At 44.7% G+C, this 18503-nt stretch carries 16 protein-coding genes; 15 read left to right on the top strand and 1 reads right to left on the bottom strand.

Annotation, left to right across the window (positions count from 1 at the left end; translation table 11 throughout):
• Positions 1-84 precede the first annotated feature (84 nt).
• The 14 genes from AB4Z08_RS03495 to AB4Z08_RS03430 all read left to right on the top strand — a co-directional run bounded on the left by AB4Z08_RS03495 (position 85) and on the right by AB4Z08_RS03430 (position 17263).
• Positions 85-1149: a beta-ketoacyl synthase N-terminal-like domain-containing protein gene (locus AB4Z08_RS03495; protein ID WP_441572383.1), complete on the top strand. Its 1065-nt coding sequence runs from the start codon at positions 85-87 to the stop codon at positions 1147-1149.
• Complete coding sequence (locus AB4Z08_RS03490; RefSeq protein WP_441572382.1) at positions 1143-1922, top strand: polysaccharide deacetylase family protein; 780 nt, start codon at positions 1143-1145, stop codon at positions 1920-1922. The genes AB4Z08_RS03495 and AB4Z08_RS03490 overlap by 7 nt, the downstream gene beginning before the upstream one ends.
• A 16-nt stretch (positions 1923-1938) precedes the next feature.
• Complete coding sequence (locus tag AB4Z08_RS03485; protein WP_441572829.1) at positions 1939-2547, top strand: outer membrane lipoprotein carrier protein LolA; 609 nt, start codon at positions 1939-1941, stop codon at positions 2545-2547.
• Complete coding sequence (locus AB4Z08_RS03480; RefSeq protein ID WP_441572381.1) at positions 2525-3148, top strand: hypothetical protein; 624 nt, start codon at positions 2525-2527, stop codon at positions 3146-3148. Before AB4Z08_RS03485 ends, AB4Z08_RS03480 begins: the two co-directional genes overlap by 23 nt.
• A 27-nt stretch (positions 3149-3175) precedes the next feature.
• Positions 3176-3535 carry a 3-hydroxyacyl-ACP dehydratase gene (locus AB4Z08_RS03475; RefSeq protein ID WP_441572380.1) on the top strand — a complete coding sequence of 120 codons (360 nt, stop codon included), beginning with the start codon at positions 3176-3178 and terminating at the stop codon, positions 3533-3535.
• Positions 3536-4729: a DUF2062 domain-containing protein gene (locus AB4Z08_RS03470; RefSeq protein ID WP_441572379.1), complete on the top strand. Its 1194-nt coding sequence runs from the start codon at positions 3536-3538 to the stop codon at positions 4727-4729.
• Positions 4722-8597 carry a 1-acyl-sn-glycerol-3-phosphate acyltransferase gene (locus tag AB4Z08_RS03465; RefSeq protein WP_441572378.1) on the top strand — a complete coding sequence of 1292 codons (3876 nt, stop codon included), beginning with the start codon at positions 4722-4724 and terminating at the stop codon, positions 8595-8597. The genes AB4Z08_RS03470 and AB4Z08_RS03465 overlap by 8 nt, the downstream gene beginning before the upstream one ends.
• Positions 8584-10101, top strand: a complete 1518-nt coding sequence (locus tag AB4Z08_RS03460; RefSeq protein WP_441572377.1) for a phytoene desaturase family protein — start codon at positions 8584-8586, stop codon at positions 10099-10101. The genes AB4Z08_RS03465 and AB4Z08_RS03460 overlap by 14 nt, the downstream gene beginning before the upstream one ends.
• Positions 10102-10103: 2 nt before the next feature.
• Entirely contained in the window at positions 10104-11795 is a 1692-nt protein-coding gene (locus tag AB4Z08_RS03455; protein WP_441572376.1) for a C45 family autoproteolytic acyltransferase/hydolase, read from the top strand.
• A gap of 14 nt (positions 11796-11809) precedes the next feature.
• Positions 11810-12187 carry a holo-ACP synthase gene (gene acpS, locus AB4Z08_RS03450; RefSeq protein WP_441572375.1) on the top strand — a complete coding sequence of 126 codons (378 nt, stop codon included), beginning with the start codon at positions 11810-11812 and terminating at the stop codon, positions 12185-12187.
• Positions 12188-12272: 85 nt separating this feature from the next.
• On the top strand, positions 12273-13565 hold the full coding sequence (locus tag AB4Z08_RS03445) for a phenylacetate--CoA ligase family protein (protein WP_441572374.1): 1293 nt from the start codon (positions 12273-12275) through the stop codon (positions 13563-13565).
• A 102-nt stretch (positions 13566-13667) separates the two neighbouring features.
• Positions 13668-14582 (top strand): helix-turn-helix domain-containing protein, encoded by a 915-nt coding sequence (locus tag AB4Z08_RS03440; RefSeq protein WP_441572373.1) that lies wholly within the window; start codon positions 13668-13670, stop codon positions 14580-14582.
• 162 nt (positions 14583-14744) lie between these two features.
• On the top strand, positions 14745-15809 hold the full coding sequence (locus AB4Z08_RS03435) for an NAD-dependent epimerase/dehydratase family protein (RefSeq protein WP_441572372.1): 1065 nt from the start codon (positions 14745-14747) through the stop codon (positions 15807-15809).
• 254 nt (positions 15810-16063) lie between these two features.
• The gene (locus AB4Z08_RS03430) at positions 16064-17263 is read left to right on the top strand and encodes a glycoside hydrolase family protein (protein ID WP_441572371.1); all 1200 of its coding nucleotides are present in this window, start codon (positions 16064-16066) and stop codon (positions 17261-17263) included.
• Positions 17264-17360: 97 nt separating this feature from the next.
• Here AB4Z08_RS03430 and AB4Z08_RS03425 read toward each other — a convergent pair whose 3' ends face one another.
• Positions 17361-17849, bottom strand: a complete 489-nt coding sequence (locus AB4Z08_RS03425; RefSeq protein ID WP_441572370.1) for a DUF6702 family protein — start codon at positions 17847-17849, stop codon at positions 17361-17363.
• A gap of 70 nt (positions 17850-17919) precedes the next feature.
• Between AB4Z08_RS03425 and AB4Z08_RS03420 the strand changes: the two genes are divergently transcribed.
• Positions 17920-18501 (top strand): HupE/UreJ family protein, encoded by a 582-nt coding sequence (locus AB4Z08_RS03420; protein WP_441572369.1) that lies wholly within the window; start codon positions 17920-17922, stop codon positions 18499-18501.
• The last annotated feature ends 2 nt before the right edge of the window (positions 18502-18503 follow it).

The raw sequence follows: 18503 nt of genomic DNA, 5'->3' as shown, positions 1-18503 counted from the left end.
AAGTAAGTGCTTTCAAAACAATGTGAGCTATCCGCTAAACAAACAATGTAAGCTAACTGCTAACAGCTAAAAGCTAACAGCTATATGAATATCTACATAAATGGCACCGGTTGTATATCTCCGCAGGAAACTGCGCAGGGAGGCCCTTTGCTGGCTACTCCCAGAGAATATGAACAGGTACGCCTGTCTACCGTAGATCCGGATTACAAGCAATGGATTGATGTGAAACAGATCCGCCGCATGAGCCGTGTGGTAAAAATGGGCGTAGGCGCGGCTCATCTGAGCCTGGAAGCTGCAGGTATTACCGCACCGGATGCGATCATCACCGGCACCGCCTATGGCTGTCTCGATGATACCGGCCTGTTTTTAACTAAAATGGTGAATCAGCAGGAAGAAATGCTGACGCCCACCGCTTTCATACAAAGTACCCACAACACCGTAGCCGGACAGATTGCCCTGCTACTGGGTTGTAACGGTTATAACAATACCTTCGTACACCGCGGTTTTTCCTTCGAAAATGCCCTGCTGGATGCGATCATGATATTGAAAGAAGGCTCCGCTCAGCATATACTGGCCGGTGGCGTAGATGAAATTACCAACTACAGCCATCAGCTCCTGTCGCGTTTCGGTATCTATAAAAAGACGCCTGTAAAAACGATGGAGCTGCTGAACAGCCCTGATAGCGGCACTATTGCCGGCGAAGGCGCCGCCTTTTTCACACTGGGCATCGCCAAAGAACCCGGCACTGTAGCCGAGCTGTCTGGTGTTAGTACCCTGTACAAACCACTCTGGGAAGGAGAAGTGATAGGTCATATCATGAAATTCCTGGAAGATAATAACAGTACCCCTGCAGACATTGACCTGATCATCACCGGCAGAAATGGTGATATAGACCAGGATGAAATATATGAAGAAGTAGCTGCTGCCTTGTTCCCGGAACATGCAGAAGCCTGCTTTAAACACCTGTGTGGCGAATATCCCACTGCTGCCGGTTTCGGCGTATGGATGGCCAATGCCATCATCGCAGCGCAGGAAGTGCCCGAAGCAGCCGTGTTTTTTGGACGTGCACCCAAACAGATTAAAAAGGTTTTATTATATAATCATCATCAGGGAACACACCATTCCCTGGTATTACTAACCGCATGCTAAACAACAGGGTAGTAAATATCGTAGCCATTATAAGTCTCGGGGTACTGTTGTTCCTGGACAAATACCTGGCGCTCGATATTCCTTTCTGGGCTTACGGTTTACCGGTACTTATCTTTCTGCCACTCACCATTCGCGGCGCTATAAATATAGAAGCCAGTTTTTTTATGAAGGTGGTGTGTAAGGCAGATACGACCGAAAATGTAGTGGCGCTTTCTTTTGATGATGGCCCACATACTGAGTATACGCCGGTAATACTGGATATACTGCAAAGAGAACAGGTGCCCGCCGCATTTTTTTGTATCGGGAAGAATATCTCCGGCAGCGAGCACTTACTGAAACGCATATACGCAGATGGACATGTAATAGGGAACCATACCTATTCACATGACTTTTGGTTCGATATTAAACTCTCCCGCAATATGCTCACGGATATGCAGCAGATGGACGCAGTAACGGTAAACACCACAGGGCTTACGCCACGCCTGTTTCGCCCGCCATATGGTGTCACCAATCCGAACCTGGCAAGGGCGGTGAAAGCAGGTAATTATCTGCCGGTAGGCTGGAACATACGCTCACTGGATACCGTAGCCAAAGATGAAACAGCATTGCTGAACAGGATACTGGAACAGCTGAAACCAGGCGCCGTTATTTTATTACATGATACCTGTAAGATAACCGCCGATATATTACCACAACTGATCCAGGGCATCCGTCAACAAGGATATCAGTTGGAAAGGATCGATAAAATGTTAAAAGTGCGCGCATATGTGTAAATGGATTTTAATTTTGATGTGTGGGATTTTAAGTCTGCAAACGCAGGCGCAAACAGGCTTTAAACCAGTGGCGGATATGACGCCGCTGAAACAGCAGTTTGCCAGAGCTGCACAAAACACACAAAGCATTCAATGCGATTTTGTACAGGAAAAAAATCTGAGCATGCTGTCGGATAAGATCGTATCCAAAGGCAAATTCTGGTTTAAAAAAGATAATAAAGTAAGAATGGAATACCTGCAGCCTTCTTATTACCTGCTGGTCATCAACGGAAAAGATATCCGGATAAAAGATGCTCAGAAGGAAAATAAAGTGTCAGGAAAAAGCAATAAGCTGTTTGAGCAGATCAACAAAATTACGGTAGACTGTGTACGGGGGACCGTACTGGATAATGCCGACTTTACCACCAAAGCCACCGAAAATGCCCAGTATTACAAGCTGGAGCTGGAACCGGTGAACAAGGTAATGAAAGAATATTTTAAGTCGATCGTATTGCTGGTAGATAAACAGGATTATTCTGTATCAAAGATTACGATGGCGGAATTATCCGGCGATGATACTACCATCAGCTTTTTACATAAACAACTGAATACAAACATCCCGGATGCGGTATTTTCTGCTAAGTAGTATATTAGGCATTGCCTTGCTGACGGGAGGTTGCAGATCTGTGTATAAAGGGTTACAACCGGCAACTGGTGACGTGAATTACATCCGTCAGTTCAGTCCGCAGTTTAATGCTACCCTCTATAGTACGCAGGTGGATATTTTAAAGCATCACCTCAGCGGGCTCCTGTTTTTTAAGCAAATGCCAGACAGCAGTATCCGCGTGGTGTTTGCAAATGAAATGGGATTTAAGTTCTTTGATTTTGAATTTGATAAACAGGGCAACTTTACCAAACACTATCTGCTGGCCAAAATGGATAAAAAGGCGGTAGTAAAAACCCTGCGCCAGGATTTTGCACTGGTATTGCTGCACCCGGATTTACACGCAGCACATGTTGCAACGGACAGCCATTACCGTTATGTGGTAGTGCCTACTGAAAAAGGTAACAACTATTACATTACAGATACCGCCTGTACCCAGCTGGTACGTATAGAAAAATCGTCCCGGCGGAAACCGGCGGTAACAGTATGGATGCAGCATTATAACAATGGCGTGCCGGATACTATTAATATCCGTCACGAACATTTCAAATTCAATATCTCTTTACAGAAGGTTGAGAAATAACAAAACAAACCATAATAATCACAGTACATGTTAGCAGGTAATTTTTATACAGTAACAGCACATGCAGAAGAACCGGGACAAGTAACCGTCACGATTGAACTGAATGCGGCGCATCCCATCTTTCAGGGCCATTTTCCGGAGCAGCCGGTAGTGCCGGGTGTATGCATGATGCAAACTATTACAGAAGTACTGGAGGGTGCTGTGAAACAGAAAGTGTCGATGAAGAAAGCCAGCCAGATGAAATTTCTGCAAATGATTGATCCGGTGAAACAACCATTGGTAGATGTTACCGTAAACTACAAAGTGGACGAAGCAGGATGGAAAGTGAATGCTACATTGAAACGGGAAGACAAAACATTTATGAAGTTCCAGGGTATATTTAATTAAGTGACAAACCAACCTACACATAACGCACACTTTGAACGTCACCGCGCAGCGGTGTTGATCCCTACGTATAATAACGCCGGCACACTCGGCGCTGTATTGTCCGACGCACTGGAATATACCAATCATGTCATTGTAGTAAACGACGGTGCCACCGATGAAACGCTGGCAGTACTGGAACAGTTTCCTTCCCTGCAACTGGTATCGTATAGCCCTAACCGTGGTAAAGGTATAGCCCTGCGCCGCGGATTTGCATACGCCATGAAACAAGGATACGATTACGTGATCACCATGGATGCGGATGGACAGCATTTCGCCACCGACCTGCCTGCTATGCTGCAGCAGATAGATGAACACCCCGGTGCTCTGATCATTGGCGCCCGTAACCTGCACCAGGAAAATATGCCTGGAAAAAGTACTTCCGCCAATAAAGTATCTAATTTCTGGTTCAATGTGACCACCGGTTTAAAAGGACCGGATACACAATCCGGCTATCGCCTGTATCCCCTGCACCGCATGGGAAATATGCACTATTTCTGTACAAAATACGAATTCGAAATTGAAGTGCTGGTGCGCAGTGCCTGGAAAGGCATTACTGTGGACTGGACGCCGGTAAAAGTATATTATCCGCCACCGGAAGAACGGGTATCGCATTTCCGTCCCGTTCCCGATGTAACGAGGATTACCATATTGAATATCATATTGGTACTGACGACTTTCCTCTATATCAAGCCACGCGATTTCATCCGCTTCCTGCTGAAGAAGGAGAACTGGAAAAAGATGTGGAGAGAAGAAGTACTGAAAGCGGATGAATCTAATATGCGAAAAGCAATAGCGATTGGGTTTGGTGTATTTATGGGCATCGTGCCTATCTGGGGCTTTCAGCTGCTGGTGGCCATTTTGGTATCTATTAAACTGAAACTGAATAAGGCGCTGGTGCTGCTCTCGGCACATATCAGTACACCTCCATTGACGCCGTTTGTACTCTTCGCGAGCTTCCTGGTTGGCAAGTTCTGGGTGGGACAAACTGCCAGCGACCTGATATTTAAGGATGGTTTTAACTTCGATACAATTAAAGATAACATGCTACAGTACGTGTATGGCAGCATTACGCTGGCAGTACTGGGAGGACTGTTAGTGTGGGCAGTAAGTTTGGGGATGTTGACAATATTTAGAAAAGAGAAAAAAAATGGGTAGCTTTTTTGTAGCGATATATAACTTTTTTGAAAAGCACAAAGGCTGGCTGTGGACTTGTACCATTGCCAGCTTTCTGTTGGTGGGATACTTTGCTGCACAAATAAAACTGGAAGAGGACATCACAAAAATTTTACCACAGGACAAGAAACTGGACAAGCTGCAACAGGTGTTCCAGGACTCGCGTTTTGCGGATAAACTGATTGTTACCATCTCTCAAAAAGACACTACAAAAGAAGCACAACCGGATAGTTTAACAGCATACGCAGCAGAACTGGCTTCCAACGCGGGTGCGCAACTATCTCCTTACATCCGGCAAATACAATCACAGGCAGAAGATTCCATGGTCATGGGATTGATGCAGGTCATCCAACAACACCTACCCATCTTCCTGGAAGAAAAAGACTACGCGAAAGTAGATAGCCTGCTGGAAACAGCACAGCTGCAAAAATCACTGCAATACGATTATAATACGCTGATATCACCAGCAGGACTGGTATTGAAGAAAATGATCCAGGCCGACCCGGTAGGTATTTCCTGGATAGGGGTGAAGAAATTACAGCACCTGCAATATGATGATCAGTTTGAATTATATGATAACTATGTGATCACCAAAGATCACAAGCATGTGCTGATCTTTATTACTCCGGCCAATCCGCCGGGCGCCACGAAAATTAATGCACAATTCCTGAAAGGACTTGATAGAATAAAAGATAGTATTGATCAGCGTTACCCGGGGGTAGCAGCATCGTATTTTGGCGGTACTGCGGTGTCTGTAGGTAATGCTACACAATTAAGACAGGACACTTTCCTCACACAAGGCATTACTGTTGTTTTACTGATAGTGCTGATAGGGCTGTTTTTCCGGAAAAAACGTTCCCCTGTACTCGTGATGCTGCCGGTAGTTTTTGGCGGCCTGTTTTCACTGGCATGGATATACGTTTTGAAAGGCCATATCTCTGTAATGGCCATGGGCGCAGGAGCGGTAGTGTTAGGTATTGCAGTGAATTATTCCCTGCATGTGTTTAATCACTTCCGCCATTCACAGGATATACGTGAAGTGATCAACGATCTGGCTACACCGATGACGTTGGGTAGTTTTACAACAGTGGGAGGTTTCCTATGTCTGCAGTTTGTACATTCTCCTATGCTCCGTGATGTGGGCTTGTTTGCCGCCCTCAGCCTGGTGGGCGCCGCTTTATTTTCCCTGATATTTCTGCCACACTGGATCGTTATCGGACATAAACCGCAAACGACACATACGCACAAAGAGAACTGGCTCGATAAATTATCTGCCTATAAACCTGAAAAAAATAAATACCTGGTAGGCGCTATCTTCCTGCTCACCATTGTGTTTTTTTATACGGCCCGCAACGTATCTTTTGAAAGTGATATGATGCGTATGAACTACATGACGCCACAACTGAAAGCCGCGGAAACACAGCTGAATGCAGTGAACTCCTATATCGCACAATCGGTGTACGTAGTATCTGATGGGCATGACCTGGAAAGTGCGCTTGAAAACGGGGAGCAACTGATGCCGGTGGTAGAACAGCTACAGGCAAAAGGTATTGTGAAAAAGTATGCCGGCGTACAGGCGTTACTGTTATCTAACAAAGAACAGCAAACGCGCATTGATCGCTGGAATAAATATTGGACAGCAGACAAAAAGCAGCAGGTGTTGGCCTATCTGCGAAGCAATGGTAGTACGCTGGGTTTCAGTGCAGCCGCTTTTAATCCCTTTGAGGGCATGCTGAACAAGGAATTTCAGCCTTTATCACCCGATGCGTTAAAAGTATTGCGGAGCGGTAATCTTGGGGATTTCATTATACAAAAAAACAACACTACTTCACTGGTCACCCTGCTGAAAGTAGATCCTGCCCATAAACAGGCGGTATACGATGCTTTGGAGAACTTACCCGGCACTACGGTGCTGGACAAGCAATATGCCGCTAATCGCCTGGTGGAAGTCATCAAGGATGAGTTCAACAGCATCGCCTGGATGACCTCCCTGCTCGTATTTTTTGCGCTGTTGTTGTCTTATGGTCGTATTGAGCTGGCATTGATCACCTTTATTCCAATGGCAGTAAGCTGGATATGGATATTGGGTATCATGGGCCTGTTTGGTATCAAGTTTAATATTGTAAACATCATTCTTTCTACTTTTATTTTTGGTTTGGGAGATGACTACAGCATCTTTATGATGGATGGGCTGTTACAGGAATACAGAACAGGTAAGAAAACCCTGTCTTCTTTCAAGTCATCGATTTTCCTGTCTGCTATTACAACCGTGCTGGGGTTAGGCGTTCTGATCTTCGCGCAGCATCCTTCCCTGAAATCTATTGCACTTATTTCTATTATCGGTATTGGCACGGTGGTGCTGATTTCGCAAGTGATGATCCCCTTCCTCTTTAACTGGCTGATCACTAACCGGGTGCGTAAAGGCTATGCGCCATGGACGTTGAAGGGATGGACGCTCTCCGTGTTTTCTTTTATCTACTTTACTACAGGCTGCCTGCTATTGACGGTGATTGGTACGGTATTGATCCGTCTGAATCCCTTTAATAAAGAGAAAGGCAAAGTATTATATCATCATATTCTTTCTGCTTATACCCATAGTGTATTGTATATTATGGGCAACTTGAAGAAGCGCATTATTAATCCGGGTAACGAGCAACTGGAAAAACCGGCGGTGATTATCAGTAATCACCAGTCTTTCCTGGACATACTCGTTTCTACCATGCTGCATCCAAAAGTAATTCTGCTGACCAATCAATGGGTATGGCGCTCACCGGTTTTTGGCGCGGTAGTGCGGCTGGCGGATTATTACCCCGTTGCAGATGGAGCAGAAGGCGCCATCGAGAAATTACGTGAACGGGTAAATCAGGGATATTCTATTGTGGTGTATCCGGAAGGGACCCGCTCTCCCGACCCTACTATCAAGCGTTTCCACAAGGGCGCGTTTTATATTGCAGAGCAACTGGGACTGGATATATTACCCATGGTTATTCACGGTACCGCCTATACGATGAGTAAGGGCGACTTCCTGCTGAAAGATGGATTGGTAACAGTGAAATACCTGCCACGTATTACTCCGCAGGATACTGCCTGGGGGGAAGGTTACAGCGCACGTACAAAATCCATCAGCCGTTATTTCAAGCAACAGTATGAATTGCTGCGGGAAGAAACAGAGGTACCTAAATATTTCCGGGAGCAGCTGAAGTACAACTTCATTTATAAGGGACCTGTGCTGGAATGGTATATGCGGATAAAAACAAAGCTGGAAAACAACTATGAGTTATTCCATGAGCTATTGCCGAAGCAGGGACGTATACTGGATATTGGCTGTGGATATGGATTTATGGACTATATGCTGGCCTGGGCAGCACCTGGTCGGAACATCACCGGCATTGATTACGATGAAGATAAAATAGCTACAGCTGCATATTGTTATACCAGGCCTGCACAACTGCAGTTCATTCACGGTGATATTGCCGCTACGCCTTTTGATTTTTATGATGCCTTTATTTTAAGTGATGTACTGCATTACCTGTCTTCAGATGAACAGGAAACGTTGTTGCAGCAATGTATTGAAAGACTGACACCAGATGGGGTGATCATTATACGTGATGGTGATTGTGATATGGCGAAAAGGCACGAGGGTACCAGGTTTACAGAGTTTATGTCTACAAAGGTAATTGGGTTTAATAAAACGAAGAGCAAGCGACTGTCGTTTTTCTCGGCGTCACATGTGCGTAGCCTGGTCAACAAATATGGTGCGATAGCGGAAGAAATAGATAACACCCGGTACACCTCCAATGTAATATTTGTGATAAAAAAACTTCCCCAGGAAAACTATGCACAACTATGATGTCATCATTATAGGCAGTGGCCTTGGAGGCCTTGTATGTGGCGCTATCCTCAGCCGGAACGGGTATCGTGTATGCATCTACGAAAAGAACCGGCAAACAGGTGGTTGTCTGCAAACATATTCCCGTGAAAAAGTCATCTTCGATTCCGGTGTGCATTATATCGGCGGACTGGCGCCCGGAGAAAATCTCTATAAAGTATTCAAATATCTTGGTATCTACGATAAGCTCCGGCTGAAACGCATGGATATGGATGGTTTCGACCATATCAGTTTTGCCGGCGATGATAAAGTATACCGGTTAGCCCAGGGAGAAGAAAATTTTATCCGCACCCTGCTGGCAGATTTTCCGGAAGAAGAAGCTGCTTTGCGTGCTTACTGTGATAAGATCAGCGAAGTATGCAGCAAATTTCCGCTGTATAATTTACGTACCGGTGATTATGAAGAAAAACGCAGTGTACTTAATTTGAACACTGCCGATTATTTGCGCAGCATTACCAATAATGAAAAGCTGCAGCAGGTGCTGGCAGGAAACAACCTCTTATACGCAGGAGTGGCAGAGAAAACACCTTTCTACGTACATGCGTTGGTGTTAAACAGTTATATGAAAAGTTCCTGGAAATGTGTGGACGGTGGCTCCCAGATTGGGAAATTGCTCTGCCGGCAGATCCGGGAAAATGGAGGCGATATCATCCGCAATATGGCCGTTACCGCAATACAGGGGGAAGGCGATCATGTAGATCATATTGTGCTGCAGGATGGCTCCAAAGCTCAGGCCACGCATTATATCTCTAACCTGCATCCAGCCCAAACAATGGCCATTACCCACAGTGATACATTGCGGAGTGCCTATCGCAACCGCATACAAAACCTGGAGAATTCTGTGGGCGCTTTTGTACTCAATGTGGTGTTAAAGCCGGGGACTTTTAAATACCTGAACTATAATCATTATTATCATGCTACCGGCAACGCCTGGGCTGGTATCGATTACCAGCCGGAAGCATGGCCGCAAACCTATGCGATGTACGTATCCGCCAGTTCCCGGCATGAAACGTATGCCGATTGTTTATCAGTAATGACCTACATGCGCTATGACGAAATGCAGCCCTGGGAGCACACGTTTAATACGGTATTGCAGGCAGGTAGCAGAGGCGCCGATTACGAGGCCTTTAAGGAACAAAAAGCCAACCAGCTGATAGATTGTGTAGCACAGCAGTTTCCGGGATTCCGCGACTGTGTGCAGTCTTATTATGTGGCCACGCCTTTATCTTATAGGGATTATATCGGTACCAGCGACGGCAGCATGTACGGGATAGCAAAAGATAGTGCAGATCCGCTACGGACCATGGTTTCGGCCCGTACCAAACTATCCAATTTGTATCTTACCGGTCAAAATCTGAACTTGCACGGAATTTTAGGGGTAACTATCAGCAGTGTTATCACCTCAGCAGAATTGCTGGGAATGGATTTCCTGGTGGAAGAAATTAATCAGTCAATACATTCATAACAGTGGAAAAAAAGAAACGAAGCGGCTGGAGAAGACTTGGACGCATACTCTTATACATCATCGGTGTTTTTTTATTACTCTTCATCGGACTGGCTGTTTACCTGGTAGTGGTGAGCAGAGTGAAGCCGCCTGTTGTTGCCGATCAGCGCGCATTACAATTGCAGCGTACACAGATCGACAGTACCTGCTATACTTTAGGTAACAACTGGTTCCGCAAAAGCAGCAGTGGCTTGTATGAAATGTATGTGGAAGGCGCTCCTTTTGAAAGAGGAGTGATCAACGGCAAACTCTCCGGAGAACTGATCCGTCGCCAGGAAGATGTATTTGTGGCGCAGTTCAGTAAAATGGTGCCATCTACTTTCTATCTGCATTTCCTCAAATATTTTATCGGCTGGTTTAACCGCAACCTGCCGGATCATGTACCGGAAGAATTTAAAGAAGAAATTTATGGAGAATCTTTCTCTGCTTCCCCTAACTATGATTATATAGGGACTAACTATGCCCGGTTAATGAACTATCATGCCGCACATGATATAGGACATGCCCTGCAGGGTATGATGCTGGTGGGTTGTACGTCCTTCGGTACCTGGAATGATCAATCCGCCGACAGCAACCTGATCATTGGAAGGAACTTCGATTTTTATATGGGAGATGATTTTGCAGCAGATAAGATGGTGGTATTCTATCGCCCTGAAAAAGGCCATAACTTTATGTTTGTGTCCTGGGGCGGTTTTACAGGAGTAGTATCCGGTATGAATGATAAAGGGTTGACCGTTACCATTAATGCTGCCAAAACTTCAGTACCTACTGCTGCAGCTACGCCCGTATCACTGGTGGCCAGGGAAATTCTGCAGTATGCAAAAAATATCCGGGAGGCATGGGACATTGCGAAGAAACGGAAGATGTTTGTATCAGAATCTTTCCTGATAGGTTCTGCAGAAGATAATAAAGCGGTGATCATCGAAAAAACACCGGAGGGCATGGATATGTACACTTCCGGTAAAAACTTTATTACCTGCACCAATCACTTCCAGGGCGATTCATTGGGTAGTCTTACTTCCAATAAATTACAGATCAGAGAAAGTGCTTCTGAATACCGCTACGAGCGGCTGACAGAACTGATGAAGGAGAAAGGACCTAATACCGTACAAAAAACAGTGAGTATCCTGCGTGACCGCGGTGGCCTGCACAATACAGATATTGGCCTGGGGAATGAAAAGGCCATCAATCAGTTGATAGCGCATCACTCTATTGTATTTGAGCCTAAAAAAGGCATGGTATGGGTATCTACATCACCCTGGCAGGAGGGGCAGTTTGTAGCCTATGATCTCAACAAGATCTTTGCTATGCACGGTCTTACTTCAGATCATGAAGTATACGACAGCGCACAGAATATTGCTGCTGACAGCTTCCTGGTATCAAAAGATTACCTTGCTTTTAATACCTACCGTAAACTGAGAGACCAGATCAGGGAAGGAGCAACAGTAGATATCAAAGCATTGATTGCGGCTAACCCGGCATATTATCATACCTATGTGCTGGCAGGAGATTACGAATATAAGCGCAAAGCATATGCTACGGCAAAGCAATATTATGAAACAGGTTTAACGAAAGTAATTGCTACCAAAGGAGAAGAAGATCATATCCGTAGGCAACTGGCACTTTGTAACAGTAAACTAACAGCTAACCGCTAAAAGCTAACAGCTATATGATCATTGGTATTGGAACAGACATTGTGGAAGTACCGCGCATAGCCGCAAAGCTGGCGAAAGGGGATGGATTCCGGAACCTGGTATTTACTCCTTTTGAAATCAGTTATTGCGAAAAGCAGACGAATCCGGCAGAAAGTTTTGCCGCCCGCTTCGCTGCCAAGGAAGCCATGCTCAAAGCATTTGGTACCGGCTGGGGAAATGGTGGCATCAATTTCGATGAAATTGAGGTCCGCAATGATGAAGCAGGAAAGCCGGAGATTTTTTTAATAGGTAACGGAGCAAACAGATATACTTTGCTGGGCATAAAAAAAATATGGGTTTCTTTATCTCATGAAAAAAGTGCCGCTATTGCAATGGTTATTATAGAAGGATAATTAATAATTGGAATTACGAATTACGAATTTCAAATTAGGATCCACCATTTGAAATTCGTAATTCGTAATTTGTAATTTTCGAAAAATGTACATACCAGATATTGAACTACAGTCGAAAGCAGCCATCAGGGCTTACCAGGAAAAGGAAGTGATGCGCCTGCTGGGCTACCTGCGGGAGTTTTCACCTTTCTATAAATCATGGTTTAAAAAACATGGTATTGCCGCAGACCAGGTTCAGTCGCTGGAAGCATTCTCCCTGATTCCTCCTGTCTCCAAAGAAGATCTACAGGAACATAACTGGGAATTTTTATGTGTAGATAAAAGTAATATCGCTGAATATACCACTACTTCCGGTACCCTGGGGCGGCCAGTTATTGTGGCGTTAACAGAAAAAGACCTGCAACGTTTAAGCTACAACGAATACATTTCTTTTTGTTGTGCCGATGGTACCAGCAGTGATATTTATCAACTGATGCTCACGCTGGACCGGCAGTTTATGGCTGGCATGGCCTATTACAACGGCATCCGTAAACTGGGCGCCGGTGTATTGCGCGTAGGTCCTGGTGTGCCAAGTATGCAGTGGGAAAACATACAACGCATAAAACCTACTACCATCGTAGGGGTACCTTCTTTTATTGTTAAATTGATTGCTTACGCAAAAGAGCATCAGATAGATATTAACCAGACTTCTGTAAAGAAAGCAGTATGTATTGGTGAAAACATCCGTAACACAGATTTTTCCCTGAATGTATTAGGCAAAAAGATTACGGAGCAATGGGATATCAAACTATATTCCACCTATGCGTCTACTGAAATGCAGACGGCCTTTACAGAGTGCGCCGCAGGTCAGGGGGGGCATCATCATCCGGAACTGCTTTACGTAGAGTTACTGGATGAAAATAATCGGCCGGTTGCCCCGGGCGAGGAAGGAGAAGTGACTATTACCACGCTTGGCGTGGAAGGCATGCCCCTGCTGCGTTATAAAACTGGTGATATCTGTCAGTACCATTACGATGTATGCAGCTGCGGCAGACACACGCTAAGGTTATCTCCCGTAATAGGTCGTAAAAAACAGATGATTAAATATAAAGGCACTACCCTGTATCCGCCTGCGCTATTTGATTTGCTGAATGATATGGAAGATGTGAAAGAATTTGTGGTAGAAGTATTCTCCAATGAACTCGGCACTGATGAGATTCTTTTGCACCTCTGGCCCCGGGAAGAATCCGAAGAGATGGACCGCAAGATAAAATCATATTTGCAGGCAAAATTGCGTGTAATACCGCAGGTTAGGTATACCAGTCAGCAGGATATTATGCGGATGCAGTTTCCTGAGAACAGCCGTAAACCGGTGAAATTTGTGGATAATAGAAACTAACCAATAATTACAACGGATATCCGCAAAGAGTGTTTGTTTGGCCATGATTTGTGTTACCTTTCCCCATTAGCCGGCGTATTTTTGTAAATAAAAAGCATTGTGATGGAGGAGATCATAAGAGTAAAATCAATCTCGCAATTACATGAACTGATGGGTGCTGAAAAGCCTGCACATCCGTTAATTTCTATTTTAGATATGGCCGCATTGGACCTGGGGAAGAAATGGGTAGGCATTAAAGTAACTTCTGACTTATATACGATCGGACTCAAGGACAAGGAGTGCGGCATAGAGTATGGTAGGAACAGCTATGACTTTGCTGAAGGTGCCATGTTCTTTACAGCACCCAACCAGGTGGTACGATCTGACGAAGAACAAATAGCCGGTGAAGACTGTGGTTGGATGCTTTTCTTTCATCCTGATTTAATAAGGAATACACCGCTGGGTAAGAATATTGAGCATTACCACTTTTTTTCCTATGATGTGCATGAAGCACTTCATTTATCTGCTGCAGAGCAAAAAACGATCATAGAATGCAGGGACCTTATTCAATCGGAAATCACACAACGGATCGATCATCACAGTCGAAAAGTGATCGTTTCTTCACTGGAACTTATTCTGAATTTTTGCACCCGCTTTTACGAGCGTCAGTTTAATACGCGAAGTACAGCGAGTAATGACATTATGTCTCAGTTCGAATCTTTATTAAAAGATTATTATACTTCAGGGAAATTCGCTGAGAATGGGATTCCATCGATAGAATACTTTGCAGGGCAGGTACACCTTTCACAAAGCTATCTGAGCGATTTACTGAAAAAGGAAACAGGTTACGCAGCAAAGGATCATATCAATAATTTTATTGTCGAAAAAGCTAAGACCCTGCTATTAAGCGAGACTGATTCCATCAGTGAAATTGCGTATCAACTTGGCTTTAATTATCCTCATTATTTCAGCAGGTTGTTCAAGTTAAGAACCGGGTTCTCACCCCAGGAATACCGGCTAAGTTCCAACAAAAATTAAGTAAGCGCCCACTTTTGTAAACTACTTCATCACTTGTGAAGCAGGGGTTTCCGTGCCCACCGCTTCCCACGGGTAACCCGGTTTTGTGTTATTATTTCATGGATTGGTGTTAATTATTGCAGGGTTATACACGCAATTTTACATCAACAAAAAATAATAAGAATGCAGAAGATTGATAAAAGTAAACCGGTACTCGTCACCGGTGCCAATGGCTACCTGGCCAGCTGGCTGGTAAAACGGTTACTGGAGGCTGGTATAACGGTACATGCTGCTGTACGCGATCCTGATAACAATAAAAAAAATGGACATCTGAGGGCGATCGCAGCCGCCACGCAAGGGACGATCCGATTTTTCCAGGCTGATTTGTTGCAAAAAGGATCATATGATATGGCGATGCAGGGCTGCGAGCTTGTTTTTCATACCGCATCTCCTTTTTTCTCAAGTGCAAAAGATCCTCAGAAAGAACTGATCGATCCAGCCGTGAAAGGGACGGAGAATGTGCTGCAAGCTGCGTTGCTTACGTCTTCCGTGAAAAGAGTGGTGCTTACCAGTAGTTGTGCAGCAATTTATACGGATGCCATCGATTCGGTGAATGCATCTAACGGTATCCTTACTGAAAAGGTATGGAACAGCACCGCTTCACTGAACTATCAACCATATAATTATTCAAAAACATTGGCGGAAAAGAAAGCATGGGAAGTTGCCGGCCGGCAGTCCCATTTTGATCTTGTAACCATCAATCCCAGTCTGATACTTGGTCCCCCGCTGAATCCCAATGACACTTCTTCTGAGAGCTTCAAACTTTTAAAGCAACTGGGAGATGGCAGCATGAAACGGGGCATTCCCAGAGTCGGGCTGGGACTCGTTGATGTAAGGGATGTGGCTGAGGCGCATTTTCAAGCAGGCTTTTCGCCTAACGCCAGTGGCCGGTATATTACCTCCGGCCATAATACTGATCTGCTGGAGATCGCACGAATGTTGTTGCCAAAATACGGTACTAAGTTTCCACTTCCTAAAAGTGCTGTTCCGAAATGGTTGTTAATGCTCATCGGACCAATAGCCAATAAAATACTGACAAGGAGGTTTATACAAAACAATGTAGACATTCCCTGGAAAGCGGACAATGCTAAAATCAGGAGAGAATTGGGCGTTACTTTTCGTCCAATGAAAGAAACAATGGAAGATGCCTTCCAGGCGCTGGTGGACAGGGATGTTTTCGTTGCCTGAAGGACTTTAAAAGGGCTGCCCGATAACAGCATCACAAATCAAAAGCATCTTTAAAATTATTGAAGAACGAGGATGTCCGCAAACAGCAATGTAGTGGGATTCCTCGTTTTTAGTTATAAGCACAGATGTGTTTATTTCAGCAATAAAAGTGACGGTTGAAACGGGAACGTTCCCGGCCACTTCGTTTTCATTTATGAATGTAATGCCACCTGTAGCAGTATATTTGAGAAGTTTCCACCGTTAATGAAATGCAGATGATTGGAAAGCGGGACCAGATTTATTTCCTGATTGAAAAAGACAACGAACAACTTATGCTGCATCAATTTAAAGGATTTATCCTGTGCTCATTGTTCATCGTATCCGTAAGCCATGCGCTGGCACAGCATCCTGAGCTGGACAAAGCAGGAAATCTTATTTCTATGGATGACGTGAACATTTTTTCCATGGTACAACCAATTCCGGCTACAAATATTTTTAAAGATAGTTTGTACAATATCTGGTGCGGGTCAGTAGTAAAAGGAAAGAATGGCAAATTCTATATGTTCTACAGCCGGTGGCCGATCGCCGATGGTCATTTTGCGTGGGTAAACCGTTCAGAAATTGCGCTGGCGGTTGCAGACCAACCGGGTGGACCTTACCGGCACGTAAAAGTGATTCTTGCGCCAAGAGGAGGCCAGTACTGGGATGGCACCTGTACACACAATCCCGCTGCCATCGTGTACAAAGGAAAATATTATCTCTTCTACATGGGTACTACCGGTAACAGTACGCTAAAAGCACCTATTTCAATGGGAGACCCAAACTGGTGGGAATACAGGAACAACCAACGTATTGGTGTAGCGATGGCCGATGATCCGGAGGCAGTATGGGAGCGTTTTGATAAACCGGTGCTTGATATTGGTAAAGATAGCACAGCCTATGATGCGTTGATGGTATCGAATCCGGGCATAACGGTAGATGAGCAGGGAAGGGCGATCCTGGTATATAAAGAAGTTGGTAAGAATGGAAAACTGCAGGGTGGGCAGGTTCGTTTTGGTGTGGCTTTCGCCAAATCATTAGCAGGACCCTTTACGAAACATCCCGAACCAATCTTTGAAGCGAAGATACCCGGCCGGGAGGGCATGTATATGATGGCGGAAGATCCTTTTCTTTGGCATTATAAGGGGGTGAATTATGCTATTGTACGCGATGTGATGGGCGTTTTTAGTAAGAAAACGGCTACCTGGGCCTTGTTGCGTTCCACAGATGGGATAGATTGGCAACCTGCGAAATATCCCGCAGTAGCGCCCTGGTATCCACTGTTTGCCGATGGTACGAAGGCGAACGAATCTCCCGAAAGACCCTGTTTGTATCTGGAAAATGGAGTGCCTAAAGTATTGTTTGGCGCGCTGGGTATTACGATAAATAATAAAAGAAGGGCTACTGCTGAGAATATAGCGATGCCTTTGAAATAGATGTATTTCTTACGATCATTATAACGCCACGTAATGATCTGCTATTTGCCTGTCGCCGCTGGTTTGCAATGTCCGGCGGCGTGGGCGATGGCTGATCTCAAAACCCCATCACCGCTACATCCTTCGGATTATCCAGCTTCACACTCTTTCTTTCTCCCTGCACCAGCACATGGATCATATTCGTTTGCGTAGCATGCCTTTCATATAGCAAATCATTCTTCACCTGCACTTTCTTGGGCACAGGTACATTTTCCGCTTCCAGGAAGCTCCACACCGCATCTTCTTCTATTTTATACCCGATAAACCGCAGGGGAATATTTTTACCATCCAGGGTAACGGCCAGGTGCTGCGCTAAATAGGCGGCAATGTAGCCCTCTACCTGCTTGCGGTTGGCGGGATGCGTAATATCAAACGATGTTTTATACTGTGCTTTGAGCGTATTTTCCAGGTCATCTGCGAAAATGCGGCAACTTACCTGCAGTTCCTTTTTATCGGCATTATGGGAAATCTCCGTTACACTGGCATAGAAGGGGTGCAGTGCCGTCAGCCATAAAGTCATCCACCATTTACATAATAATAAACCCACTGGACTAATATTTTTTTTAAAATTAACTTTTACGCTTTATACTTACCAAAATTATAGAAAGCAGTGCACAATGGATGAGTTGTATTTTCAGTTAGGGTGGCAACATATTATAAATTGGGATGCTTATGATCATATTCTCTTTGTAATAGCGTTGAGTGCCATTTACTTACTGCGTGATTGGAGAAAAGTGCTGGTGTTGGTAACCGCTTTTACGGTTGGACATTCTATTACCCTGGCATTGAGTGTATTACATATTATCCGTATACCCGGCCCGCTGGTGGAATTCCTGATACCTGTCACCATTTGTGTGACGGCCATCTCCAATATCCTGCGAAGGGACGAAGAGCCGCAGAAATTACAGCTCAACTATTTTTACGCACTGTTTTTTGGATTAATTCACGGATTGGGGTTTTCCAATTATCTGAAAAGTTTGCTTGGCAGCCAGGCAAATATTGTTCAACCACTCCTGGGATTTAATTTAGGGCTGGAATTCGGGCAGATCCTCATCGTGATGAGTATACTGCTTATATCAACCGGAATCGTGAAAATTGGGCATATTAAACGCCGCGATTGGAATATGTTCCTGTCGTCTGCTACATTTGGAATTGCTTTTTTAATGGTTATACAAGGCGTGAGAGCGCTGTTTTTTTAATA

The sequence above is a fragment of the Chitinophaga sp. RAB17 genome (genome assembly GCF_052114225.1).
GTDB lineage: Bacteria > Bacteroidota > Bacteroidia > Chitinophagales > Chitinophagaceae > Chitinophaga.
This window is presented reverse-complemented; position numbering and strand designations above follow the sequence as displayed.

Bases quoted from the DNA above. Each gene is read 5' to 3' on its own strand.
- AB4Z08_RS03495 (WP_441572383.1), top strand. From the start codon at position 85: ATGAATATCTACATAAATGGCACCGGTTGTATATCTCCGCAGGAAACT.
- AB4Z08_RS03490 (WP_441572382.1), top strand. From the start codon at position 1,143: ATGCTAAACAACAGGGTAGTAAATATCGTAGCCATTATAAGTCTCGGG.
- AB4Z08_RS03485 (WP_441572829.1), top strand. From the start codon at position 1,939: ATGTGTGGGATTTTAAGTCTGCAAACGCAGGCGCAAACAGGCTTTAAA.
- AB4Z08_RS03480 (WP_441572381.1), top strand. From the start codon at position 2,525: ATGCGGTATTTTCTGCTAAGTAGTATATTAGGCATTGCCTTGCTGACG.
- AB4Z08_RS03475 (WP_441572380.1), top strand. From the start codon at position 3,176: ATGTTAGCAGGTAATTTTTATACAGTAACAGCACATGCAGAAGAACCG.
- AB4Z08_RS03465 (WP_441572378.1), top strand. From the start codon at position 4,722: ATGGGTAGCTTTTTTGTAGCGATATATAACTTTTTTGAAAAGCACAAA.
- AB4Z08_RS03460 (WP_441572377.1), top strand. From the start codon at position 8,584: ATGCACAACTATGATGTCATCATTATAGGCAGTGGCCTTGGAGGCCTT.
- acpS (WP_441572375.1), top strand. From the start codon at position 11,810: ATGATCATTGGTATTGGAACAGACATTGTGGAAGTACCGCGCATAGCC.
- AB4Z08_RS03445 (WP_441572374.1), top strand. From the start codon at position 12,273: ATGTACATACCAGATATTGAACTACAGTCGAAAGCAGCCATCAGGGCT.
- AB4Z08_RS03440 (WP_441572373.1), top strand. From the start codon at position 13,668: ATGGAGGAGATCATAAGAGTAAAATCAATCTCGCAATTACATGAACTG.
- AB4Z08_RS03435 (WP_441572372.1), top strand. From the start codon at position 14,745: ATGCAGAAGATTGATAAAAGTAAACCGGTACTCGTCACCGGTGCCAAT.
- AB4Z08_RS03430 (WP_441572371.1), top strand. From the start codon at position 16,064: ATGATTGGAAAGCGGGACCAGATTTATTTCCTGATTGAAAAAGACAAC.
- AB4Z08_RS03420 (WP_441572369.1), top strand. From the start codon at position 17,920: ATGGATGAGTTGTATTTTCAGTTAGGGTGGCAACATATTATAAATTGG.